Here is a 23,762-nt window from a genome sequence, read left to right on the forward strand (position 1 = left end):
CCTGAGCCAGGATCAAACTCTCCAACAATGTCAAATTTGATCGAGGCATGTTTAATGCTCTCAAAGGAACCTCTTACGAGGTTACAATACATAAGCTCTACTGGCTTAGTTCACTAGCACACTGTTGAGTTCTCAAGCAACACACCCCGAATCGCACCACAATCACGCGGCCTTATCCGAAGCAGTCATTCCTAGCAGTTTTTGGTGGGACACCCACTCAATCGCCTGAGGCGAGAGCTTGGTTCGTGTCCCGGTCGGCCGCCCGGTTTCCCTGGCGACTTGGAGAACTTTACACGCCCCGAAAGGGCCCGAAACAGGGGGGTACCTTAACTGCGTTTCCGCAGGTCAGGGGCCCTGTTTCGGGCCGGGACCGCGATCAGCCCCCGACGCGCACGCCGGCGACGTTGCGCTTGCCCTTGCGGACCACGAGCCAGCGGCCGTGCAGGGCGTCGTCCGCGGACGGCTTCCACTCCTCGTCGGCGATCTTCGTGTTGTTGACGTACGCGCCGCCTTCCTTGACGGTGCGGCGCGCGGCACCCTTGCTGTCGACGAGTCCGGCGGCGATCAGCAGGTCGACGATGGTCGACTCGCCGTTCGGGTCGACCTTGCCGTTGGGCACCTCGGCCATGGCGGCGTCGAGGGTCGCCGAGTCGAGCTCACGCAGCTCTCCCCTGCCGAACAACGCCTGGCTCGCGGCGATGACCTGGCGGGTCGCCTCTTCACCGTGCACCAGGGTCGTGAAGTCCTCCGCCAGCTTCCGCTGCGCGGACCGCAGGTGAGGGCGCTGTTCGGTGTCCTCGGCCAGCGCCGCGATCTCCTCCTGCCCGAGGAAGGAGAACATCTTCAGGTAGCGGATGACGTCGACGTCGGCGACGTTCACGAAGTACTGGAACCACGCGTACGGCGAGGTCATCTCCGGGTCGAGCCAGACGCTGCCGCCGCCGGTCGACTTCCCGAACTTGCGTCCTTCGGCGTCGGTGACCAGCGGCGCGGTCAGCGCGTGCGTGTGCCCGCCGTCGGTCCGGCGGATCAGATCGACGCCGCCGACGAGGTTGCCCCACTGGTCCGAGCCACCGATCTGCAGCTTGCAGCCGTACTCGCGGTACAGGTGCAGGTAGTCCTGCGACTGCAGCAGCAGGTAGCTGAACTCGGTGTAGGACATGCCGTCGGCTTCGAGACGCCGCTTCACCGTCTCCCGGTTCAGCATCATGTTGACCGGGAAGTGCTTGCCGACGTCGCGCAGGAACTCGACCACGCTCTGCTTCGCGGTCCAATTCAGGTTGTTCTCGATGACCGCGCCGGTCGGCGAGTCGTCGAAGTCGACGAACCGCTCCAGCTGACCGCGGATCCGGTCCGCCCACTCGGAGACGGTGTCCACCGTGTTCAAAGTGCGTTCGCCGGTGTCACGCGGGTCGCCGATCATCCCGGTGGCGACGCCGGCCAGCACGATCGGCCGGTGTCCGGCGCGCTGGAAGCGCGAGAGCATCAGCAGCGGGACCAGGTTGCCGGCGTGCAGGCTGGGCGCGGTCGGGTCGAATCCGCAATAGAGCGTGAGGGGTCCTTGGTCGAGGTCTCGCCGCAATGCGTCGATGTCGGTGGATTGCGCGATCAGGCCGCGCCAGGTCAGCTCGTCAAGGATGTGCTCGCTCACGCCTGTAGATCCTCCCGCACCAGGTCAACCGACTATCGGCCGGGGGCGGCCGCCCGCCGCTTGCCACCCCGGCGGTAGGTGGAGACCGCGGGCGATCCGTCGATCCAGAAGCGCCACGGCGTGTCCATCGCCATCGCGACGCCGACGCGCGGCCCGGTACGGATGTCCGCTTCGGGAACGCGTTCGCCGGTGAACAGCCGGACGGGTGACGCGGGGTCGGTCAGGTCGACGCCGTTCTCCGCCCGGTCGATGCCGAGCACCGAGGTGAGGATGGCCGGGCCTTTGGCGAGTTCGCCGTTGCCGCGCGCGGACGGCCTGCGCGCCCTGGCGATGTCCGCACCGGACACCACCTCCCCGGCACGCAACAGCACGGCGCCCGGTTGCCCGTCTTCGGTGCCGACGACGTTCGCGCAGAAGTGCATGCCGTAGACGAAGTACACGTACAGATGGCCCGCGGGCCCCCACATGACCGCGTTGCGCGGGGTCTTGCCGCGATAACAGTGCGACGCGGGGTCGTCGAGCCCTCGATAGGCCTCGACCTCCACGAGGCGGACGGTGACCGTGCCGTCGGGACCGGTCGCTTCGATGACCGCGCCGAGCAGAAGGGTGGACAGCTCCACCGGATCCAGCGCCAGCTCGCGCCGGGTGAACTGTCTGCCGGTCGCCACGTTCCGCCCTCCCCTTACCTCGCGTTCTCCCTGGGCCGACCTTAACCGGCGGCCTCGAACCTCGGCGCCACCTCCCTGAAGCGCGTGAAGGCCCCCTTCCTTGCGATAGGCGCAGGGCAGGGGGCCTTCATGTACTTCTAGCTCAGCCAGGCGCGGTGTTCGGCGACCCGCGCGACCAGCCGGTCTCGCTGTTCGGCGACCCGCTCCGGGGCGGTACCGCCACGGGCGTCGCGCGAACTCACCGAGCCCTCGACGGTCAGGACCTCGCGCACGGCCGGCGTCAGCGCGGGGTTGATCTTCTCGAACTCTTCGTCGGTCAGTTCGTCCAGGCCGACACCGCGGGCCTCGGCGACGCGGACGCTCTCCCCTGCCGCTTCGTGCGCGACACGGAACGGAACCCCCTGGCGCACCAGCCATTCGGCGATGTCCGTGGCGAGGGTGAACCCCGCGGGCGCCAGTTCGGCGAGCCGGTCGGTGTGGAAGGTCAGCGTCTCGAGCATGCCCGCGATCGCCGGGAACAGCAGTTCCAGCTGCTCGACGGAGTCGAAGACCGGCTCCTTGTCCTCCTGCAGATCACGGTTGTACGCGAGCGGCTGCGCCTTGAGCGTGGCGAGCAGACCGGTCAGGTTGCCGATGAGCCGCCCGGCCTTGCCACGGGTCAGCTCGGCGACGTCGGGGTTCTTCTTCTGCGGCATGATCGAACTGCCGGTCGCCCAGGCGTCGTCGAGGGTGACGTAGCCGAATTCGGCGGTGTTCCAGATGATCACCTCTTCGGCGATCCTGGACAGGTTGACCGCGAGCATCGCGACGTCGAAGGCGAACTCGGCGACGAAGTCCCGCGAGGCGGTGCCATCGATCGAGTTCTCGACGCTGGTGTCGAAGCCCAGTTCCTCGGCGACGGCCTCCGGGTCGAGACCGAGCGAGGACCCCGCCAGCGCACCGGAGCCATAGGGCGACTCGGCGGTGCGAGCGTCCCAGTCACGCAACCGGGTGACGTCGCGCAGCAGCGACTGGCCGTGTGCGAGCAGGTGATGCGCCAGCAGGACGGGCTGGGCGTGCTGCAGGTGGGTGCGGCCCGGGAGGATCGCGTCCGGGTGCCGCTTCGCCTGTGAAACCAGCGCGTCCACGACGCCGAGGGTGCCCGCGACCACGCGGCGCGCGGCGTCCCGCAGCCACATCCGGAACAGCGTCGCGACCTGGTCGTTGCGCGAACGGCCCGCCCGCAGTTTGCCGCCGAGTTCGGTGCCCGCCCGCTCCAGCAGACCGCGTTCGAGCGCGGTGTGGACATCCTCGTCGGCGACTGTCGGGGTGAACGCGCCCGAGGCGACGTCCTGCGCGAGGGTGTCCAGCGCGGCGAGCATGCCGGTCAGCTCGTCTTCGGTGAGCAGCCCCGCCTTCCGCAGCACTAGCGCGTGGGCCCGCGACCCGGCGATGTCGTACGGCGCCAGCCGCCAGTCGAAATGGGTCGACGCGCTCAGCGCCGCCATCGCCTCCGCCGGCCCGCTGGCGAACCGGCCGCCCCACAGCTGCACCGGCTGCTCATTCCCGCTCACAACACTCCTCGAATTTCCTTGGTTGTCTTCAGGCGACTGACCGGTCGAAGGTAGCGCCTGTGGTGAAGTCGTACAGCGCGCGCTCGTCTCGCGCGGAGTTCACGACCGCGTTCCCGCGGTGCAGGACCAGCCGGACCTCGCCGGACACCCGCCCGGTACTGACCTTTCGCAATTCCTCGTGCGCGGTGACCAGCGCGAGCGCGCCGGGCCCCTCGTAGATCTCGCGTCCTTTGAGCCCGAAGGCGCCGACACGGCGGTTCAGCTGCTGGAAGGCTTCCAGCAGCGTCACGGTCTCCCCGTCGATGGCCACCGGCACACCTTCGTCGAAGGTGATGACCAGCTTCTCCGGGTCATCCGGGAACGTGAACCCGTCAGGCGTCACCTTCGGTCTCCTCACCGCCGTCCCCTGTGGACGAACGTCGGGCCAGCGCCATGAAACGCTCGGCCAGGTCCTTGCCGGACAACGGTTCCCTCGCGATCACCGCGACCGTGTCGTCGCCCGCGATCGAGCCGACGACCTCCTCCAGCGCCGCCCTGTCGATCGCGCTGGCCAGGAACTGCGCCGCGCCCGGCGGGGTGCGCAGCACCGTCAGGTTTCCCGACGAATCCGCCGAAACGAGCAGTTCGGCGAGCAACCGCGAAAGCCGGGACGTACCGCCCTGCACCCCGCGTACCGGGCTGCCGTCCTCCGGGATGACGTACACCGGCGCACCGGAATCGGCACCCCGGAGCTTCACCGCGCCCAGTTCGTCGAGATCGCGTGACAATGTCGCCTGCGTGACGTCGATGCCTTCCGCCGCCAGGAGCTTCGCGAGCTCCGTCTGGCTGCGGATGGCCATCGAGGACACGAGTTCGGTGATCCGGGCCTGCCGGGTGACCCTGCTGCCGGTCATCGTCGCTTCTCGTCCAGCAGCCACACCAGCAGCGCCTTCTGCGCGTGCAGCCGGTTTTCGGCCTCGTCCCAGACCGCGCTCGCCGGTCCGTCGATGACCTCGTCGGTGATCTCCCAGCCGCGGTGCGCCGGCAGGCAGTGCAGCACGATCGCCTCGTCCGCGGCGCGGCGCATCAGCGAGGTGTTGACCTGCAGCTCACGGAACGGGCCGACCCGGTCGAGACCGTCGTTCTCCTGGCCCATGGAGGTCCAGGTGTCGGTGACGACGACGTCCGCGCCTTCGACGGCGGCGTACGGATCGGTGAAGACCGTGGTGCTGCCGCCGGTCTCCCTCGAACGGTGCTTGGCGTCGAGCATGACCTGCTGATCCGGCTGGAAGCCCTCCGGCGAGACGACGCGCACGTGCATCCCGGCCGTCGTCCCGCCCAGCAGCAGCGAATGCGCCATGTTGTTGGCGCCGTCGCCGAGGTACACCAGGGTGAGCCCGGCGAGCTTGCCCTTGCGCTCGCGGATGGTCATCAGGTCGGTGAGCACCTGGCACGGGTGGAACTCGTCGGTGAGCGCGTTGATCACCGGGATGCTCGCCGCCGACGCCATCGCGTCGATGCGCTTCTGGGCGAAGGTCCGCCAGACGATCGCGTCCAGATACCGCGAAAGCACCCGCGAAGTGTCCTCGATGGTCTCTTCGCGGCCGAGCTGCATGGAACGTCCGTCGACGATGACCGGGTTGCCGCCGAGCTGGGCGATGCCCACCTCGAAGGAGAACCGGGTCCGGGTGGAGTTCTTCTCGAAGATAGCCGCGACGGACTTGCCCTCCAGCGCGCGGGAGCTCAGCGGCTCGGCTTTCAGCTGGTCGGCGAGGTCCAGGATCTCGGCCTGTTCAGCAGGGCTGAGATCGTCGTCACGGAGAAAGTTGCGGAGCATGCGTTTCGTCTCTGTCCTAGGTGGTGGTGGAATCGAGCGCCCCGGGAAGGGCTTCGAGGAATCCCGCGGCCTCTTCGGCGCTCAGGATCAGCGGCGGTGCCAGCCGGATGGTGTCCGGGGCGATCGGATTGACCAGGTATCCCGCGTCCTGCGCGGCCTTGGCGACCATCGCCGAGACCGGTTCGCGCAAGGCGATGCCGAGCAGCAGCCCGGCGCCGCGGACCCCGGACACCAGCGGGTGGCCGAGCTCCTCCACACGGGAGGCGATGTCCTTGCCCAGTGCGGAGACGTGGTCGTTCAGGTTGTCCTCGGCGATGGTCTTGAGCACGGCGAGCCCGGCGGCGCAGCAGATCGGGTTGCCGCCGAAAGTGGTCCCGTGCTGCCCCGGCTTCACCAGCTCCCCCGCCTCGCCGACGCCGATGACCGCGCCGATCGGCAGCCCGCCGCCGAGTCCCTTGGCCAAGGTGATGACGTCCGGGACGATGCCGGTGTGCTGGAAGGCGAACCACGCGCCGGTGCGGCCGATGCCGGTCTGCACCTCGTCGAGGACCAGCAGGGTCCCGGTCGCCTTGGTGATCTCCCGCGCGGCCTGGAGGTAACCGTCCGGCGCCGGGACGACACCGGCCTCCCCGAGGATCGGCTCGAGGAACACCGCCGCCGTTTCGGTGTCCACCGCGGCGCGAAGCGCGTCGATGTCGCCGTAGGGAACGTGGGTGACGCCCGGGACCAGCGGCGCGAAGGGGTCCCGCTTCGACGGCTGACCGGTCAGGGTCAGCGCGCCCATGGTGCGGCCGTGGAAGGCGCCCTCGCAGGCGACGATCTTGGTCCGCCCGGTGAGCCTGCTGATCTTCAACGCGGCTTCGTTGGCTTCCGCGCCGGAGTTGACGAACAACACCTTCGCGTTGCCGGAAAGGCCGGCGACGTCCAGGAGGGTTTCGGCCAGTTCGACGGCGACCGGGTTCACGTAGAGATTCGAGGTGTGCCCGAGTTTCGCGACCTGTTCGGTGACCGCGGCGACCACGGCGGGGTGGGCGTGACCGAGCGCGTTGACCGCGATCCCGCCCAGCAGGTCGACATACGGTTTGCCGTCGGCGTCCCAGACCTTCGCCCCCTCACCGCGGACCAGGGTCAGCGCCGGGGTGCCGTAGTTGTCCATGAGGGATGACTTCCAGTGCTCCTGGCCGTCTACATTGGACTTGTACGTGGTCACGGGAGCTCCGTTTCGGGGAAGACCATGGTACCGATCCCGCGGGAGGTGAAGACCTCCAGCAGCACCGAATGGGCGATGCGGCCGTCGATCACGTGGGCACGGCGGACGCCGCCGCGGATGGCGCGTACGCAGGCCTCCATCTTCGGGATCATGCCGCTGGCGAGGCCGGGAAGCAGGGTTTCGAGGCGGTCCACGCGGATCCGGTCGACCAGCGAACCGCGGTCCGGCCAGTTGGCGTAAAGCCCTTCGACGTCGGTGAGCACGACGAGCTTCTCCGCGCCGAGCGCGGCGGCCAGCGCACCTGCGGCGGTGTCGGCGTTGATGTTGTGCACGACGCCGTCGACGTCCGGGGCCACGGTGGACACCACCGGGATCCGGCCCGCGTTGACGATGTCGAGCACCGCGTCCGGGTTGACCTCGGAAACCTCGCCGACGAGCCCGATGTCGACCGGCACACCGTCCACAGTGGCCTGTTTGCGCTCCGCGGTGAACAGTCGCGCGTCCTCGCCGGAGATACCGACCGCGTACGGGCCGTGCGCGTTGATCAGGCCGACCAGTTCCCGGCTGACCTGGCCGGTCAGCACCATGCGGACGATGTCCATGGTCTCGGGCGTGGTGACGCGCAGGCCGCCCTTGAACTCACCTTCGACACCGAGCCGGTTGAGCATCGCGGTGATCTGCGGGCCGCCGCCGTGCACCACCACCGGGCGCAGCCCGGCCATGCGCAGGAAGACCATGTCCTCGGCGAAGGCCTGCTTGAGGCCCTCGTCGATCATGGCGTTGCCGCCGTACTTGACCACGACGGTGGCGCCGTGGAAACGCTGCAGCCACGGCAGGGCCTCGATGAGGATCGCGGCCTTCTCCGCGGCCGTCGCGAGCCTCTCGTCCGCGGGAACGGTGGATTCGGAAGGGCTCATGACGAGTACGCGCTGTTCTCTTCGACGTAGGCGTGCGAGAGGTCGGTCGTGTAGATCGTCGCCCCGCCTTCGCCGAGACCGAGGTCGACGACGATCTGGATGTCACGACCCGAGAGATCCGCCTCGGAGCGGTCCGCCGCGGGGGTGCCCTTGGCGAACAGGGTGACGCCGTTGATCGCGATGGCGACCTTCTCCGGATCGATCTCCGCGGGCACGCGGCCCAGCGCCATGGCGATGCGGCCCCAGTTCGGGTCGGAACCGAACAGGGCGGTCTTGACCAGGTTGTCCTCGGCGATCGTCCGGCCGACGGCGATGGCGTCGGCCTCGCTCGCCGCGCCGGTGACCGTGACGTCGACGTACTTCGTCGCGCCTTCGGAGTCCGCGCGCAGTTGCAGCACGAGGTCGAGGCTGACGGTGGTGAGGAGTTCGGTCAGTTCGGCCTCGGTCGGTTCGACACCGCTGGCACCGGACGCGAGGACGAGCACCGTGTCATTGGTGGAAGTACCGCCGTCGACGTCGAGCCTGTCGAAGGTCACGCCGGTGGCGGCGCGCAGGGCCCTGTCCAGCACTTCGGGCGTGACGACCGCGTCGGTGGTGAGGACCGACAGCATCGTCGCGAGGTTCGGGGCGAGCATGCCCGCACCCTTGGCGAATCCGCCGACACTCCAGCCGCTGTGGTGCTTCGCGGCCGCCTGCTTCGGCTTGCTGTCGGTGGTCATGACCGCGGTGGCGGCGTCGAGGTCGGTTTCGGCGCCGGTGCCGAGTCGCGCGAAGGCGGTGTCCACGCCGGCGAGCAGCGCGTCCATCGGCAGCCGCTCACCGATCAGGCCGGTCGAGCAGACCGCGACCTCGATCGCACCGGCTTCGAGGAGTTCGGCGACCTTCTCGGCGGTCTTGTGGGTGTCCTGGAAACCGCCGGGGCCGGTGGCGGCGTTGGCGCCGCCGGAGTTGAGGACGACGGCCTTCAGGCGCTGTTGCTTGAGCACCTCTTGCGACCACAGGACGGGCGCGGCCTTGATCACGTTGCGCGTGAACACGCCGGCCGCGACCTGCAGTGGCCCGTCGTTGACGACGAGTGTGAGGTCGAGCTTGCCCTCGGCCTTGATCCCGGCTGCGACGCCCGCGGCACGGAATCCCTTCGGCTGGGTGACGGTCACGGAGCGACTCCTACGATCTGTAGTCCGGTGGTTTCGGGGAGGCCGAGCGCGATGTTCATCGACTGGACGGCGCCTCCCGCGGTGCCCTTGGTCAGGTTGTCGATGGCCGCGACCACGATCAGGCGCCGGGTATCGGCGTCGACGGTGACCTGCAGCTGGACGTTGTTCGAGCCGACGACCGAGGCCGACGACGGCCACTGGCCCGCGGGCAGCAGCTGGACGAACGGCTCGGTGGCGTACGCCTTTTCATAGACCTCGCGGGCGCCGTCGGCGTCGAGGTCCGCTTTGAGCGCGGCGCTCGCGGTGGTGAGGATCCCGCGCGGCATCGGGGCCAGCACGGGGGTGAACGAGACCTTGACCCGCTCACCCGAGACCGCCGAGAGGTTCTGCGCGAATTCGGGGGTGTGCCGGTGGGCACCTCCTACGCCGTACGCGGTGGCCGAACCCATCACCTCCGAACCGAGGAGGTTCGGCTTCAGGCTCTTGCCCGCACCGGAGGTCCCGGTCACGGCGACGACGTTGACCTCCGGTTCGACCAGGCCCGCGGCGAGAGCCGGGGCGAGGGCGATCGAACCGCCGGTCGGGAAGCAGCCGGGGACCGCGATGCGCTTGGTCCCGGCGAGGCGTTCGCGGGCGCCTGGGAGCTCGGGGAGCCCGTACGGCCACTGCCCGGCGTGGTCGCCGCCGTACCAGCGCTGCCAGTCGGCCGCGTCCGAGAGGCGGTGGTCGGCGCCGAGGTCGACCACCAGGACGTCCGGGCCCAGCTGCGCGGCGATGGCGCCGGAGTGGCCGTGCGGCAGGGCGAGGAAGACGACGTCGTGCCCGGCCAGGGTGTCCGGGGTCGTCTCCAGCAGGACACGGTCCGCCAATGGCGCGAGGTGCGGCTGGTGCTGGATGAGCGGCGTCCCCGCGGAGCTGGCCGCGGTCAGCGCGCCGATCTGGATTTCGGGATGGGTCAGCAGCAGGCGCAGGAGTTCGCCGCCCGCGTACCCGCTGGCTCCGGCCACCGCGATCTTCACCGTCATACGCATGATTATGCACTCCCATGCAAGTTCAACCAAACAAAGTCGTGTGGCTCACCCGATACGGGCCCCTGTGAGGGCATCCTTGACCGCATGGCCGACACCCCAGCCCGACTGCTGAGCCTGCTGTCGCTCCTGCAAACCCCGCGTGAGTGGCCAGGCAGCGAGCTCGCCGAACGGCTGAAGGTCAGTCCGCGGACCATCCGGCGCGACATCGACCGGCTGCGTGAGCTCGGTTACCCCGTCGAGGCGTCGCGAGGCTCCGACGGCGGCTACCGGCTGGGCGCCGGCACGGCGATGCCGCCGCTGCTGCTCGACGACGAGGAGGCCGTCGCGATCGCGGTCGGTCTCCGTGGCGCCGCCGGGCAGGCGATCTCGGGTATCGAGGAGTCTTCGGTGCGGGCGCTGGCCAAACTCGAGCAGGTACTGCCCTCGCGGCTGCGTTATCGCGTCGGCGCGCTGGGCGCCGCGACCGTGCCGCTCACCGGCACCGGCCCCGCGGTGGACCCGGAACACCTCACCGTCTTCGCGGGCGCGATCGCCAACACCGAGCGGACCCGGTTCACCTATCGCACCGGCGATGGGACCGAATCCCGGCGGCACGTCGAACCGCACCGGCTCGTCTCCGCCGGACGCCGCTGGTACCTGCTCGGGTACGACCTCGACCGGGACGACTGGCGGATCTTCCGCGCGGACCGGATCTCGGAACCGCGGGCGACCGGCGGCCGGACGTCCCCGAGACAGCCACCCGCGGAGGACGTGGCGGCCTACGTCACCGACAAGATGTACAGCCTCCTTCCCACCTACAGCGCACGCGTGACCTTGCACGCGCCGATCAGCCAGGTCGCCCCCGCGATCGGCGAGGGTTCGGGCGAACTGGAACCGATCGACGACGAGACCTGCGTTTTCCATGCGGGCACGGACACCCTGGACTGGCTCGCGTTCCGGATCCTCGGGCTCGGCTGCGAATTCACCGTGCACGAACCGCCGGAACTGATCGGCCACCTCCGGGAGATGGCGGCACGGGCCGAACGTGGCGTGAAGTCCACAGTGGACTGACGGCGGCCGCGAGGGCCTGCGCGCCCTCGCGGCCACCCGGGTTCAGCCGAGTTCACCTGCCTCTCGCTGACTCGGCGGGATCGGGAGGTACGCGCCCCGGCGTTCCGGGTCGCAACCGACCCTGGGCAGCCGGGCCCGGATCCCACCTGGCGTCCGCTCGAACCGCCGCGCGATCTCCTCGACGCTTTCCCCGGCCAGCCAACGGCTTTCCAGTTCGGCGTCCAGCTCCTCGGACCACGGCAGGCCCTGATGCGCGGGGCGATCCGCCGATCTTCGGCGGCCGTTCCGGCCGTTCCCCCGCCCGGCGAACGCCAGCAGAGTGTCGGAAAGGACGGTCGCCAAGGCCGGTACGGCTTCGGCGTCGATATCGAGCCTGCCTTCGGCGACAGGCTCCTCCTGCGGTCCGGCTCCGCCGACCATGACGGTCACCCAGCGGTCTTCCCCGGCCGCGCCGCCACCCTCACGGGCGGCGACCTCGATGCGATAAACGGTGTCCTGCACGCGGATCTCGGTCCGGTGCTCTTCGACGATGGTCATGCCGGGGACGCTAACGGGCGGCGCCGACAATTCCCCGGCACGGCGAGGGGAATCCGGCCCGAGACGGTGGATGACCGGTACTTTCACCGCTTTCGGGGACGAGAGGGTGCCGGTCATGGCGCGTTTCGGGCGCAAGTAGGTGACTAATTGCGGGCCCCCCAAAGGGAAATGCCCCGGTCCGGAAAACGGACCGGGGCATCGAAAACTCCCGAAAGCGACCAGGCTCAGAAAGGCAACGCCTGAGCCAGCGCCTCCTTCTTCACTTCGGCGACCGAAGACGGCACGTCGGACTTGGCGGCCGCGGAAGCACCGGCGGGAACGGGCGGCGGGACCGGCGTGCACTGCACGTCCGAACCATTGCCCGGCTTGCGCACGGGCAGCTTGCCGGTCAGCAGGTAATCCGCGATCTTGTCGTCCACACACGACACACCGGACAGCGAACCCGAGTGCGTCGTGCCGCCCGGAGCGCTGATCAGGCTGGAGTTCGGGTAGCGCTTGCGGACCTCGAGGCTGCCGGGGTACGGCGTCGCGGCGTCGTTCTCCTCGTTGACCAGCAGGATGCCGGGGACCTTGCTCCCGTCGATCTCCACCGGCTTGCCCGGCTTGGCCGGCCAGTCGAGGCACGGCGCGTTGAACCAGGCGTTGCCCCAGGTTTCGAACGGCGCCCGGAAGTGCGTGACCCAGTTGTCGAACTTCCAGCGGGGCCAGCTCTGCGGCCACGCCACGTCGGTGCACTGCACGGCCGCGTACACCGCGTAGCCGTTGTCCTGACCCGGCGGGTTGGAGTCGTCGTACAGGCCCTTCAAGGTCTGCCAGTCACCCTTGTGCACCCAGCCCGCGAACGCGTTCGCCATGTCTTCCCAGCCGAAGACGTAGTAGCCGGCCTGCAGGAAGATGTCCGTCCACTCGGAGCCGCCGATGACCCCGCCCGCGGGCTTGTCGTACAGCTTCTTCTGCTCGGCGTACCACAGCTTTTCGACCTCGGACGCGGTCTTGCCGAGGTGGTAGACGTCGTCGTACTTCGCGAGCCAGCCGAAGTAGGTCTTGATGTTCTTGTCGAAGGCGATGTCCTGGTTCAGGTTCGCCTTGTACCAGACGTCGCGGGGGTCGACGGTGCCGTCGAACACCATCCGCCGCACGTTCTGCGGGAACAGCGTGCTGTAGACCTGCCCGAGGTAGGTGCCGTAGGAGAAGCCGTAGTAGTTGATCTGCTTCTCGCCCAGCGCCTTGCGCAGGCTGTCGACGTCCTTCGCCACATCGATGGTCTTGATGTGCTCGAGGATCGCGCCGTTCTTGGCGCACGCCTTCGCGTAGCCCCTCGCCTTCTCACGCCACGCCGTCTCGATGGCGCGCGTGGTCGGCACATATTGCGGGCGGTTGTAGGAGGCGTAGTTCCCGTCGCAGGTCAACGACGGCTTGCTCTCTCCCACGCCGCGCGGGTCGAAGCCGATCCAGTCGTACTCTTCACCCGCCTTCTTGGGGACGGCCCGGCCGAGGGTCGACAGGCCGAGGCCGGAGCCGCCGGGGCCACCCGGGTTGACCAGCATGACGCCCTGCGACTGGGCGGACTTGTGCTTCACGCGCGAGACGGCGATCGAGATCTTCTCCCCGCCGGGCTTCGCGTAGTCCAACGGGACCTCGAGGAAACCGCATTCCGCACCGGCCTTGACCAGGCTCGGGCGCGTACAGGCTCCCCAGGAGATGGGCTTCGGATCGAAGTCCGACGCCGAGGCGGCCGTGGCGGAGGGAGCGAGCGCCATGGTGCCGACGCCGATCCCCGCGACCGCCAGGGCGGCAACGAATTTCTTCACTGTGTTCCTTTTCGTCCGCGTTCGACCCGGTCGGGCCGAAGCTACCGAGAACCGGCTTCAATCTCGCTGACCGACACGTTGACCGCCATCCCTCTTTAGTCGGTATCCGGGCGGGGAACGGGGTCCGATCCGGGCATATCCGTCTTGTCGGTCCCCTGTCGTACGCTCGCGGCGCCCACTGGGGAAGGGAGAACTCGTGGACGAGGTGAAAAGCCTGGTTTCGGCGGTTCGCAACGGTTTGGCCGGACTGGCCGATCCGGAAAAGGCTCCGTCGATGCGGGCGTACATGAAGTCGGAGATGCCGTTCCTCGGTGTGGCGTCCCCGGCTCGGGCGGCCTTGCTGAAGCAGGTCTTCGCCGAGCATCAGCTACCCGATCGTGTGAGCTTTTCGACGGCAGTACTCACGTTGTGGCGGGAAGCGGAATTCCGGGAAGAGCGCTATGCGGCGATCGCCCTTTCCGGACACCGTGCCTACGCCCGCCGGCAAGACGCCGATCTGCTCGGCCTGTACGAGGAGATGATCGTGACAGGCGCCTGGTGGGACTACGTGGACGAAGTCGCCATCCGCCGGGTCGGGCCGATCCTGCGTGCGGAACCGGAGACGGTGACCACGCAGATGTCGACCTGGGCCTACGACGAGGACAGGTGGCGTCGCCGCACTTCGGTCATCTGCCAGATCGGCGCCAAGGGCGGAACGGACACCGACCTGCTCACCCGCGCCGTCGAGGCGAACATCGACGACAAGGACTTCTTCCTGCGCAAGGGAATCGGCTGGGCCCTGCGCGAGTACGCGAAGACCGAGCCGGACTGGGTGCGCGCGTTCGTCGCCGCGCATCCGGCACTGTCCACTCTGTCCAGGAAGGAGGCGCTCAAGCACCTGGGAGGTTGAGCACCGGCCTCGGGATGAGGGCGATGAGATCCTCGATCACTCCGCCGAGTTCGGGCAACAGCACTCGTAGCTCCTTGAGATCGCGAAGCAGCTCCAAGCGCGTCTCCTGTGGCGGCCCCTTCTCGAGCAGGGCCTTGAGGTCACGGGTCATTTCGTCCTCACGTCCGAGGACGAGGAGATAGAAGAGCGGTTGGAGCTGGTCGTCCCAGTCGAAGGCGCCGGTCACGATCCGGGCGGTGGCCTTGTCGAGGCCTTCGTTCAGCGCTCGGTGGGCTTCCTCCGTTTTCCCGGTCTTCAGCCAGACGAGCGTGAGGAGGTTGTGCGCCCAGCCGAATTCCGGTGCAAGCGGGGCCAGGAGCGCCTCCGCCTCGTCGGTCTCCCCCGCGAACAGCAGGGCCTCCCCGAGGCTCTCGCGGTATTCGGTGTCCTCGGGATCCGAGGCGACCAGTTCGCGCAACTCCCGGATGGCTTCCCCGTACTCGCCCGCCCGGCAGCGGATGTCCGCACGCAGGGCGCGGCCACTCTCGTCGTGCCCGGCTTCCAGCGCGCTGTCCGCGTCGGACAACGCACCCTCCAGATCACCGAAAAGGAGGCGATGGCGGGCGCGCCGGTACAAGGCGTATCCGCCGTCCTGCCCCAGCCGGACCCCCTCGTCCAGCGCGGCCCGGGCTTCGTCGTGGCGGTCGAGGCCTCTGAGGATGTCACCCCGGGTGGTGTGGAAGAAGGCCATCTCCGGGTTCGCCGCGACGGCGACGTCGATGTCGGCGAGGGCCGCCGGAAGACCGCCGGAGCGCTGGTGGGTCATCGCGCGCCAGGTGTGCGCCCATTCGCTGCCAGGTTCGAGTTCGATCGAGCGGCTCAAGGACTCCACCGCTTCGTGGTTCCTCTTCAAGCGGCTGAGCATCATCCCGCGCCGTAGGTGGTTCTCGGCGTCCTCGGGGGACAGTTCGGCCGCCCGCTCGTAGTCGGCGAGCGCCGCCGCGCGATCTTCCAGCTCGTCATGCGCCCGGCCACGCATGTAGTACGCCCATTCGTAGTCCGGGTCGATCCGGAGCGCGGAGGTGAGGCCGTCGATGGCGAGCCGGTGCCGCTCACCGCGCTGGTGGAACGCGGCCCGGATCGCGTGGGCCCTGGCGCTTCCGGGGTCCCCCGCGACGATCGCGTCGAAGGTCGCCGACGCGGCGTCCTCGTCTCCGGTCCGCTCGAGGAACAACGCGAGCTCGGTCAGGTAGTAGACGTCCTTGGGGCGGAGGGCGGCGGCCGCGCGGTGACCGGCGAGTGCCTCGTCGTCGTCTCCCAGCTCGGCGAACAGCGTCGCCCGGTAGTGGACGGCCCAGGCATAGTCGGGATCGAGCCGGATCGCGACGTCGATCTCGTCGATCGCCTTCCGGACGTCGCCGCGTTTGAAGTGCACCTCGCTCCGGATGGAGTAGGCCCACTTGTGGTCGGGCTGAAGGCGGACGGCCTCGTCGAGATCGGCCATCGCGCCGTCGAGATCGCCGAGCTCGGCCCGGGCGGAACCACGCCCGCGCCACGAGTAGGCGTAGCCGGGGTCGAGTTCGATCGCCCGGTTCAGATCCGAAAGAGCCCGTTCCCAGTCGCCTTCGTCGCGGAACAGATTGCCCCGATCGCTCCAGACGTACGGGTCGGCGGGGTTCAGATCGAGAGCCCGGTCGTAGTCCCGTTTCGCCGCTTCGATGTCATCCTGGCCCTCGTAGGCCCACGCACGCCGCCGGAGCACCGTCGAAAGCCGGGCCGCGTCGAGTTCGCCCGCGCCGGCGAGCAGGTCGAGCACCTGGATCTCACGCGGGCCGTCGCCGTCGCCGACCGCGCCGGCCAGTCGCTGTCCCCAGCCCAGGACCGCGGGCGCGTCCGCGTCGACACCCGCCTGCTCCATCATGCGCGCCCAAGCGCGTGCGGAAGCGGTACCGGTGGTGACCATCTCCGCCGCGCCGAGCAGCGCGTCCGGCAGTGCTTCGGCCGGGGCGCCGCACAAGCGGTGATAGGTCTGCTCGAGTTTCCTTCGCTGCCAGCGCTCGTCGGTCCAGGCATCGCGGTGGCGGCTGAAACCGAGTTCGGCGCACCGGCCTTCGTAGTACTCGCTGAGCCTGAGGTGGCGTTCGGCGAATTCGGCGGGCGAACGCCCGCGTTCCAGTCGCACCATCGGGCCGCGGACCACCGGGTGATAACGCACCGGAAGCTCGCGGCGCCCGACGAACGGCAATTCCCGCAACCAGCGGAAGATCTCCCCCGCGGTCTCCTTCCCGGTCAGCACGCCGATGACGTCCTCGTCCAGGAAGCGGGGCAGCGACGCCGTGGCGGCGATGTCCTTCCTGGCCTTTTCGGGAACCCAGTGCAGGAACCGCTTGACCGCGTCATCGCTGGGATCGGTCACGGCGTCGGCTTCGGCGGGGTTGCCCCTGGCCAGCATCGCGACCAGGACGGGCAGGCCGTCGGTCAGCCGCAGCACGATCTCGATGACCTGCTCGTCGGTGATCCCGTGCTCGGCGAGCAGGCGACGTGCCTCCGGTTCGGTGAACGGCCGGAGTTCGATCTCGCGCACCAGCGGCGCGTGCCGGTTCCATTTCGCCTCGTCCAGCGGGAACTGGCCGGCCACGGTGAGCACCAGGTTCTGCGGCAGATCGCCGTACAGTCCGGCGAACAGGTCGAGCAGCCACGTCTCCAGCACCGGCGCGGTGCGCTCGAAGGTGTCGAAGAACAGCGCGATCTGCCGGGTCTCCGGAATGCGCCAGAGATCCTCGACGAACGGTTTGGTGAGCTCCTCCGCCGGTTCCAGGAGCAGCTGGACATCGGCCTTCCGCTTGAACTTCGCCGCGAGATAGACCTGGAGCTGCTCCAGCTGTTTCGCCGTCGCGTCCGCGTCGATCGCGTCGGCGGCGATGCTTCCGCCGGGAAGGGTCTTCGCGACGCCCAGCCCGGCCTTGACCACGGTCTTCGTCACGAGCGCACGGCCGGCCGCCGGAGCCTGCGGATCGCTGTGGAGCCGTTCCCTCGCTTTGAGGTAGGACTCGTGGCGTTTCTCGAACCGGCGCATCTCGTGCCCGCTGCGAGCGAGATCCTTCGCCAGTTTGACCAGTGTGGCGGGCAGATCCTGCTGCCGGTCGTCCGCGAACCCGACGGCGGCGCGGGTTTCCTCGGCGATACCGCGAAGCTGGTCCAGGAGGAAGGATTTGCCGACCCCGGCGAGCCCGTGCACCGAGAACAGGTACCGGCGGCGCCGGTCCTCCCCGGACAGCCCCAGGTTGCCCCGGAAGTCCTCGCGTTCCCCGACCCTGCCGACGAAACCGTCGCTCAGCCGGGCACGGGCGATGGCTTGGATGCTGGACCGACCGTCTGGACGTGACACAAGTCCTCACTTTGCCACACCGGAAGCGCGTGAAGGCCCCCTTCCCTGGACTCAGCCGGAGGGAAGGGGGCCTTCGCGGGACTTCGGGTCAGGCCCGCAGGCTCGCGCCGAAACGTTCGCCGGCGACCGCGACCGCGGCGTCACGGGCCTTGGTGGCCTCGTCGACGGTCAGCGTGCGGTCCGCGGCGCGGAACCGCAGCTTGTACGCCACCGAACGCTTGCCCTCGCCCAGCTGCTCACCCTGATAGGAGTCGAACAGCGTGATGTCCTCGAGCAGTTCGCCGGCGCCTTCGCGCAGCGCCTCGGCCAGGTCGGCCGACGGCACTCCCGCCTCGGCGACGAGGGCGACGTCGAGCAGCACCGGCGGGTACGCCGAGATCCGCGGCGCCGGACGGCCGTCCGGGATCGGGATCGCGTCCAGGTCGAGTTCCATCGCGACGGTGCGCGGCGGCAGCCCGAGCGCCTCGACGACCTTCGGGTGCAGCTCACCGGCATAGCCGACGGGCCACTGGCCCACCCGCAACTGCGCGCAGCGGCCGGGGTGCCACGGCGGCTGATCCGCCGCGGCCGTGGTCAGCTCGACACCGGCGGCCTGCGCCACCAGCCGGGCGGCCTGCACCGCGTCGGCCCAGTTCGCCTGCTCGCCCTCGCCCCACCAGCCCGCTCGGGCACGCTGGCCAGCGAGCACGACGGCGACGTGCAGCGGCTGCGGCGGGACGGCCGCCTCCAGCACCGCGAGCTCCTCGTCGGTCGGGCGCCGGTCCACCCCGAGCGAAGGCATCGGGATCGGGTTCGGCCCGGGCAGCACGACCTGTCCGATGTGGAACAGCGAGACATCCTTGAAGCCGCGGGAAATGTTGCGCTGCAGGATCTCCAGCAGCCCCGGCAGCAGGGTGCTCGCCATCCGGTCCTTGTCCGCCTCCAGCGGGTTGCGGACCCGCACGGTGCCGCGGCGGACGTCGTCCTCGGGCAGCCCGAACGCGTCCCAGACCGAGTCCGAGACGAACGGGAAGGGCAGCACCTCGACGTAGCCGTTCTCCGCCAGCGCACGCGCGACCGAGCGACGGCGGCGCTGCGCGTCGGTGAGGCCCCGGCCAGCCGGGGCGTCGGGGAGCACCGACGGGATGCTGTCGTAGCCCTCCAGCCGGAGCACCTCCTCGACGAGGTCGGCGGGCTGCACCAGGTCACCGCGCCAGCTCGGCGGGACCGCGGTCACCAGGGCGGTGCCGTCCTCGGACGTGCCCACGTTGACCTTGCAGCCGATCTGCGAGAGCCGTTTGACCGTGACACCGCGCTCGTAACGCACACCGGCCACCTGGTCGGGCAGGCTGATCGGCATGGTCACCGGCTGGTTCGGCTCGACGCCGCCCTCGTCGGTGCGGCCGGGCAGGATCGAGCCCTCGCCGTACTGACGCAGCAGGCGCGCGGCGAATTCGACGGCCACCGCGCACAGCTGCGGGTCGGTGTAGCGCTCGAACCGCTTGGCCGCCTCGGAGAACAGCTTGTGACGGCGGGCCGTCCGGCTGATCGACGACGGATCCCAGTGCGCCGCCTCGAGCAGCACGTCGGTGCTCTCCGGCGTGATCTCGGTCGACGCGCCACCCATCGTGCCCGCCAGCGAGATGACCCCGCTGTCGTCGGCGATCACCACGTCGTCCGCGTCGAGCGTGCGCTCGACATCGTCCAAAGTGACCAGCTTCTCGCCCGGCTTCGCCTTGCGCACCACCAGATCGCCCTTGACCGAACCGGTCGCGAACGCGTGCAGCGGATGCCCGAGTTCGAGCATGACGTAGTTGGTCACGTCGACCGCGAGGGAGATCGACCGGATCCCCGCCAGCATCAGACGGCGGCGCATCCACCACGGGGTCGGCGCGGTGGCGTCGAGGTTCTTGACCCGGCGCAGCACGAACCGCTTGCAGCCCTCGGTGTCCTCGATGCGCACCGGCCAGACGTCACTCTCGGCCTCGGGGACCTCGATGGACGCCGGGTCACCGAACGGGACGTCGAGCGCGTTGGACAGCTCGCGGGCCAGGCCGCGGACCGACAGGGTGTACCCGCGGTCCGGGGTCGGCGTCACCTCGAGGACGGTGTCGTCGAGGCCGAGCAGCTTGTTCGCGTCCTCACCGGGGCTGGCCGCGCTCGGCGGCAGCACCAGGATGCCGGAGTGGTCGTCACCGATGCCGAGTTCGCGCGCGGAGCAGATCATGCCGTCGCTGAGCCGGCCGTAGGTCTTGCGCGAACCGATCTCGAAACCACCGGGCAGCACGGTGCCGGGCAGCGCGACGACGACCAGGTCGCCCTCGGCGAAGTTCGTGGCACCGCAGATGATCCCGCGGGTCTTGATCCCCGTGGGGCCGTCGTCCTCGAAGGGACCTTCGTCGTCGTCGGCTTCGAGGTTCTCGTCCGGCTTGTCGGCGTCCTCGGACTCGCCGACGTCGACCCGGCAGAACCGGACCGGCTTCTTGAACTCGGTGAGCTCCTCGATCTCGGCGACGCGGCCGACCACGAGCGGGCCGGTGACCGGTTCGAGCTTCCGGACGTCGTCGACCTCGATGCCGATGCGCACGAAGGCGTCGGCCAGATCCTGGGCCGTGACATCTTCGTCGACGTCGAGGTGTTCGGTCAGCCAGCTGGCTGGGACCTTCACTCAGGCCTCCATTCCGAAGGGCAGGGTGAACCGGATGTCGCCCTCCACCATGTCGCGCATGTCCGGGATTCCGTTGCGGAACTGCAGGGTGCGCTCGATACCCATGCCGAAGGCGAAGCCCGAGTAGACCTCGGGGTCGACGCCGCAGGCACGCAGGACGTTGGGGTTGACCATGCCGCAGCCGCCCCATTCGACCCAGCCCGGTCCGCCCTTCTTCTCCTCGAACCAGACGTCGACCTCGGCCGACGGCTCGGTGAACGGGAAGAAGTGCGGGCGCAGACGGGTCTTCGAGGTTCCGCCGAACATCGCGCGGGCGAAGGCGTCGAGAGTGCCCTTGAGGTGCGCCATCGTCAGGCCCTTGTCCACCGCGAGCCCTTCGACCTGCGAGAACACCGGGGTGTGCGTGGCGTCGAGCTCGTCGGTCCGGTAGGTGCGGCCGGGGCAGACGACGTACACGGGCAGGTCGCGGTGCAGCAGCGTGCGGGCCTGCACCGGCGACGTGTGCGTCCGCAGCACCAGACCGGAGTCCTCCTCACCGAGGTAGAACGTGTCCTGCAGCTGGCGCGCGGGGTGGTCCTTGCCGAAGTTCAGCGCGTCGAAGTTGAACCACTCGGCTTCGAGCTCCGGGCCGTCGGCGACCTCGTAGCCCATCGCGACGAACGCGTCGGCGATCCGCTCCGAAAGGGTCGCGATCGGGTGCCGGGCACCGCGGGGCACGCGGTCCCACGGCAGCGTGACGTCGACGGCCTCCTCGCGGAGCACCCTCTCGTCACGCTCCGCCTGCAATACGGCACGGCGGGCGTCGAACGCGGACTGGATGCCCTGGCGTGCTTCGTTGACCCGCTTGCCGGCCTCGGCCTTCTCCTGCTTCGGCAGGGCACCGATCTCGCGGCGGGCGAGCAGCAGCGGGGACTGGTCGCCGAGGTGGGCGGGCTTGACCGCGGCCAGCGCGTCGAGATCCGCCGCGGCCGCGAAATCCGTCTCGGCCTGCTTGACGGCGGCCGTCAGCGTTTCCGGCGCGAGCGCTCCCGCCTGGGGGTCCTGCTTGTCGTTGGCTTCGGACATAACTCCTCGGCGTCCGCTGGGACTGGTCCGGTGCACGCGAGCGCACACATGGGTTTAGCAGCTGCTGAATTCTATGGGACAGCGAACGGCGGCCCCCGATCACCCTCGGGGTGGCCGCACCGTCACTCGGGAGGGCGAAAAACGCGCTCTACGCCGTAAACAAGGTGCTGGAACGAACACTGCGTTCCATGAGAGCTCCCTTGGTGTCGTGTGCGAACGGCGTGCTGCCCGCGACTCTACGTGGCCACGGGCACCGAGGCCATCGATTTCCGGCTCAGCGCCCGGCGAAAGCGCCCTCGAAGTCCACCTTGCCGAACTCCTCCGGGACGATTCCGTCGGCGGCGTAGCGGTACAACGCGGTCTGGTAGATCCCGGACAGCGTCGTGCAGAGGATGGAGACCAAAAACCCCCACACGAGTGAAATCCCGATGGCGACGAAGATCGTGATGGTGCCGCCGAGCAGGAAACCCGCGCCCATGAAGACGACGAACCCGGCCAGCGCCAGCAGGAACCCGACCAGCCCGATACCGAGCCGTCCGGCCGCTTGCTCGCCCCAGGTCCGCTTGAGCAGCTCGGCCGAACGCTTGGCCCCACGCCGGACGCCGGCGTCCTCGATCATCATCACCGGCAGGACCAGGTACGTGATCAGGTTCCAGGCGGCTCCGGCCAGTCTGCCGACGATGAGGCCGATGAACCCGAACCGCTGCTCGATCTCCCGGAGGATCAAGGTGACCGTCGCCGTCACCGCCGACCAGCCCAGCAGGGGCAGCCAGCGACGTCCGGCCTCGGCCAGCCCGGCGGCCACGCGGGGGTCGTCACCGCGCAGCGCGACGTCGGCCTGCGAGATGAGGGCGGCGTTGAAGAACACGGTGACGAACGCGGCCGCGAGGTAGAACAGCCCGAGCATCACGTAGGAACCGGGCGCCAGCCGGGAGTGGTCGGCGATCTCGGTGTGGGAGATCCAGTACCCGGAGCCGAGGAACACCGCGGCGACCAGCAGGCCGGCGACGGCGGCGAGCACCGGGAAGAGCATGAGTTCCTTGCGGGAGCGCAGAACTCGCCAAGAAGCACCGAACAAGGCAAAGGAACGGGCGATACGCCCCATGATTCCCCCAGTGAATCAACGGAATTGGTGAAACCGCAGCTTAGCGAGCGGTACGGGACGCCATCGCGTTGGTGTACACGCAGATCGCCGCGGCCGTCGCGAGGTTCAGGCTCTCCGCCCGGCCGTACATCGGAATCTTGACCGCGAGGTCGACCGTCTCCAGGACGTCGTGGCGCAATCCGTGCGCCTCGTTGCCGAACACCCACGCGGTGGGCTCGTCGAAAGCCACCTGATCGAGTTCGGTGTCGGCGTAGCCGTGTGCGCCGATGGTGCGGAGTCCGGCGGCGGAGCAGGCCTTCAAGGCCGCGTCGACGTCCCGGATCCGGGTGATGGCGGGGTGGAACAGGCTGCCGGCGGCCGCGCGGACGCATTTGCCGTTGTGCGGGTCGACGCTGTCCCCGGCGAGGACGACCGCGTCGGCGCCGGCGGCGTCCGCGACCCGGATCACGGTGCCCGCGTTGCCGGGGTCTGCGACGTCGACGAGGACGACGACGAGCTTCGCGCCCGGCTTCAGGACCGTCTCCTGTGGACGGTCGACGAGTGCGCAGACCGCGACGATGCCTTGCGGTGTCACGGTCTCGGACAGCCCGTCGGCGGCGCGGTCGGTGATCGGCGAGACGGGGACGCCCGCCTCACGCGCGGCGACGAGCAGGCGCTCGTGCTGCGCGGCGGCGCGCTCGGTCACGAACAGTTCGTACACCGTGCCGCCGTCTTCGAGCGCGGCTTCGACCGCGTTCGCGCCCTCGGCGAGGAACCGGCCGGTCTTCTCGCGCTCGGACCGGCGGGTGAGCTTGCGCGCAGCAACAACCCGGGGCGTCCGTTCGGTGAACGGAGCCGCCCCGGGTTGTGGAAGAGCGCTGTGGCCGGTCAGGCCGACTTCTTCTCTTCGGTGTTCACGTTCGCCTTGGCCAGCTCGGCCAGCGCGGTGAACGCGGCGGCGTCGTTGACCGCGAGGTCCGCGAGGATCTTGCGGTCGACCTCGACACCCGCGGCCTTGAGGCCCTGGATGAACCGGTTGTAGGTCACGCCGTTGGCGCGGGCCGCGGCGTTGATACGGGTGATCCACAGCTGGCGGAAGTCACCCTTGCGGGCACGACGGTCCCGGTAGGCGTAGTTCAGCGAGTGAAGCGTCTGCTCCTTCGCCTTGCGGTACAGCCGCGAACGCTGGCCGCGGTAGCCGCTGGCGAGCTCGAGAGTCGCGCGACGCTTCTTCTGGGCGTTGACCGCCCTCTTGACGCGTGCCACTGGTCCATCCTGTCGATCTGGGGGCGCGGCGGGCGCGCCCGGG

At 69.2% G+C, this 23,762-nt stretch carries 20 protein-coding genes; 2 read left to right on the forward strand and 18 right to left on the reverse strand.

Annotation, left to right across the window (positions count from 1 at the left end):
• Positions 1–376: 376 nt before the first annotated feature.
• The 10 genes from tyrS to argC all read right to left on the reverse strand — a co-directional run bounded on the left by tyrS (position 377) and on the right by argC (position 9,997).
• A complete protein-coding gene (gene tyrS, locus H074_RS00380) occupies positions 377–1,651 on the reverse strand; it encodes a tyrosine--tRNA ligase (RefSeq protein WP_007028024.1) in 1,275 nt (424 codons plus the stop codon).
• A 32-nt stretch (positions 1,652–1,683) separates the two neighbouring features.
• Positions 1,684–2,319 carry a DNA-3-methyladenine glycosylase gene (locus tag H074_RS00385; protein ID WP_007028025.1) on the reverse strand — a complete coding sequence of 212 codons (636 nt, stop codon included), beginning with the start codon at positions 2,317–2,319 and terminating at the stop codon, positions 1,684–1,686.
• A gap of 137 nt (positions 2,320–2,456) precedes the next feature.
• Complete coding sequence (gene argH, locus H074_RS00390; RefSeq protein ID WP_007028026.1) at positions 2,457–3,872, reverse strand: argininosuccinate lyase; 1,416 nt, start codon at positions 3,870–3,872, stop codon at positions 2,457–2,459.
• A gap of 28 nt (positions 3,873–3,900) precedes the next feature.
• Positions 3,901–4,254, reverse strand: a complete 354-nt coding sequence (locus H074_RS00395; protein ID WP_007028027.1) for an adenine nucleotide alpha hydrolase family protein — start codon at positions 4,252–4,254, stop codon at positions 3,901–3,903.
• The gene (locus tag H074_RS00400; protein ID WP_007028028.1) at positions 4,244–4,765 is read right to left on the reverse strand and encodes an arginine repressor; all 522 of its coding nucleotides are present in this window, start codon (positions 4,763–4,765) and stop codon (positions 4,244–4,246) included. Before H074_RS00400 ends, H074_RS00395 begins: the two co-directional genes overlap by 11 nt.
• Complete coding sequence (gene argF, locus H074_RS00405; RefSeq protein WP_007028029.1) at positions 4,762–5,688, reverse strand: ornithine carbamoyltransferase; 927 nt, start codon at positions 5,686–5,688, stop codon at positions 4,762–4,764. The genes H074_RS00400 and argF overlap by 4 nt, the downstream gene beginning before the upstream one ends.
• A gap of 16 nt (positions 5,689–5,704) precedes the next feature.
• Positions 5,705–6,898 carry an acetylornithine transaminase gene (locus H074_RS00410; protein ID WP_039921094.1) on the reverse strand — a complete coding sequence of 398 codons (1,194 nt, stop codon included), beginning with the start codon at positions 6,896–6,898 and terminating at the stop codon, positions 5,705–5,707.
• A complete protein-coding gene (gene argB / locus H074_RS00415; protein WP_007028031.1) occupies positions 6,895–7,815 on the reverse strand; it encodes an acetylglutamate kinase in 921 nt (306 codons plus the stop codon). Before argB ends, H074_RS00410 begins: the two co-directional genes overlap by 4 nt.
• Positions 7,812–8,972, reverse strand: coding sequence for a bifunctional glutamate N-acetyltransferase/amino-acid acetyltransferase ArgJ (gene argJ / locus H074_RS00420; RefSeq protein ID WP_007028032.1), 1,161 nt, complete (start codon positions 8,970–8,972; stop codon positions 7,812–7,814). The genes argB and argJ overlap by 4 nt, the downstream gene beginning before the upstream one ends.
• Entirely contained in the window at positions 8,969–9,997 is a 1,029-nt protein-coding gene (argC, locus tag H074_RS00425) for an N-acetyl-gamma-glutamyl-phosphate reductase (protein WP_007028033.1), read from the reverse strand. The genes argJ and argC overlap by 4 nt, the downstream gene beginning before the upstream one ends.
• 90 nt (positions 9,998–10,087) lie before the next feature.
• On the opposite strand from argC, the gene H074_RS00430 reads away from it, so the two are divergent.
• Positions 10,088–11,053: a helix-turn-helix transcriptional regulator gene (locus tag H074_RS00430; RefSeq protein ID WP_007028034.1), complete on the forward strand. Its 966-nt coding sequence runs from the start codon at positions 10,088–10,090 to the stop codon at positions 11,051–11,053.
• 42 nt (positions 11,054–11,095) lie between these two features.
• Here the strand turns inward: H074_RS00430 and H074_RS00435 are convergent, their stop codons facing one another.
• Positions 11,096–11,590, reverse strand: coding sequence for a hypothetical protein (locus H074_RS00435; protein ID WP_007028035.1), 495 nt, complete (start codon positions 11,588–11,590; stop codon positions 11,096–11,098).
• Positions 11,591–11,814: 224 nt separating this feature from the next.
• Entirely contained in the window at positions 11,815–13,401 is a 1,587-nt protein-coding gene (locus H074_RS00440) for an alpha/beta hydrolase (protein WP_007028036.1), read from the reverse strand.
• Positions 13,402–13,597: 196 nt separating this feature from the next.
• Between H074_RS00440 and H074_RS00445 the strand changes: the two genes are divergently transcribed.
• Complete coding sequence (locus H074_RS00445; protein WP_007028037.1) at positions 13,598–14,290, forward strand: DNA alkylation repair protein; 693 nt, start codon at positions 13,598–13,600, stop codon at positions 14,288–14,290.
• On the opposite strand, the gene H074_RS00450 is transcribed toward H074_RS00445, so the two are convergent.
• The 6 genes from H074_RS00450 to rplT form a co-directional block, all read right to left on the reverse strand.
• Positions 14,271–17,657 (reverse strand): tetratricopeptide repeat protein, encoded by a 3,387-nt coding sequence (locus H074_RS00450; RefSeq protein WP_007028038.1) that lies wholly within the window; start codon positions 17,655–17,657, stop codon positions 14,271–14,273. The genes H074_RS00445 and H074_RS00450 overlap by 20 nt on opposite strands.
• An 88-nt stretch (positions 17,658–17,745) precedes the next feature.
• Positions 17,746–20,304, reverse strand: a complete 2,559-nt coding sequence (gene pheT, locus H074_RS00455; protein ID WP_007028039.1) for a phenylalanine--tRNA ligase subunit beta — start codon at positions 20,302–20,304, stop codon at positions 17,746–17,748.
• A complete protein-coding gene (gene pheS / locus H074_RS00460) occupies positions 20,305–21,369 on the reverse strand; it encodes a phenylalanine--tRNA ligase subunit alpha (RefSeq protein WP_007028040.1) in 1,065 nt (354 codons plus the stop codon).
• 274 nt (positions 21,370–21,643) lie between these two features.
• Positions 21,644–22,402 (reverse strand): DUF6159 family protein, encoded by a 759-nt coding sequence (locus H074_RS00465; RefSeq protein WP_007028041.1) that lies wholly within the window; start codon positions 22,400–22,402, stop codon positions 21,644–21,646.
• Between the two features lie 112 nt (positions 22,403–22,514).
• On the reverse strand, positions 22,515–23,345 hold the full coding sequence (locus H074_RS00470; protein ID WP_083920357.1) for a TrmH family RNA methyltransferase: 831 nt from the start codon (positions 23,343–23,345) through the stop codon (positions 22,515–22,517).
• The gene (gene rplT, locus H074_RS00475) at positions 23,342–23,719 is read right to left on the reverse strand and encodes a 50S ribosomal protein L20 (protein WP_005163284.1); all 378 of its coding nucleotides are present in this window, start codon (positions 23,717–23,719) and stop codon (positions 23,342–23,344) included. The genes H074_RS00470 and rplT overlap by 4 nt, the downstream gene beginning before the upstream one ends.
• Positions 23,720–23,762 lie beyond the last annotated feature (43 nt).

This window comes from Amycolatopsis decaplanina DSM 44594, from assembly GCF_000342005.1.
Classification (GTDB): Bacteria; Actinomycetota; Actinomycetes; order Mycobacteriales; family Pseudonocardiaceae; genus Amycolatopsis; species Amycolatopsis decaplanina.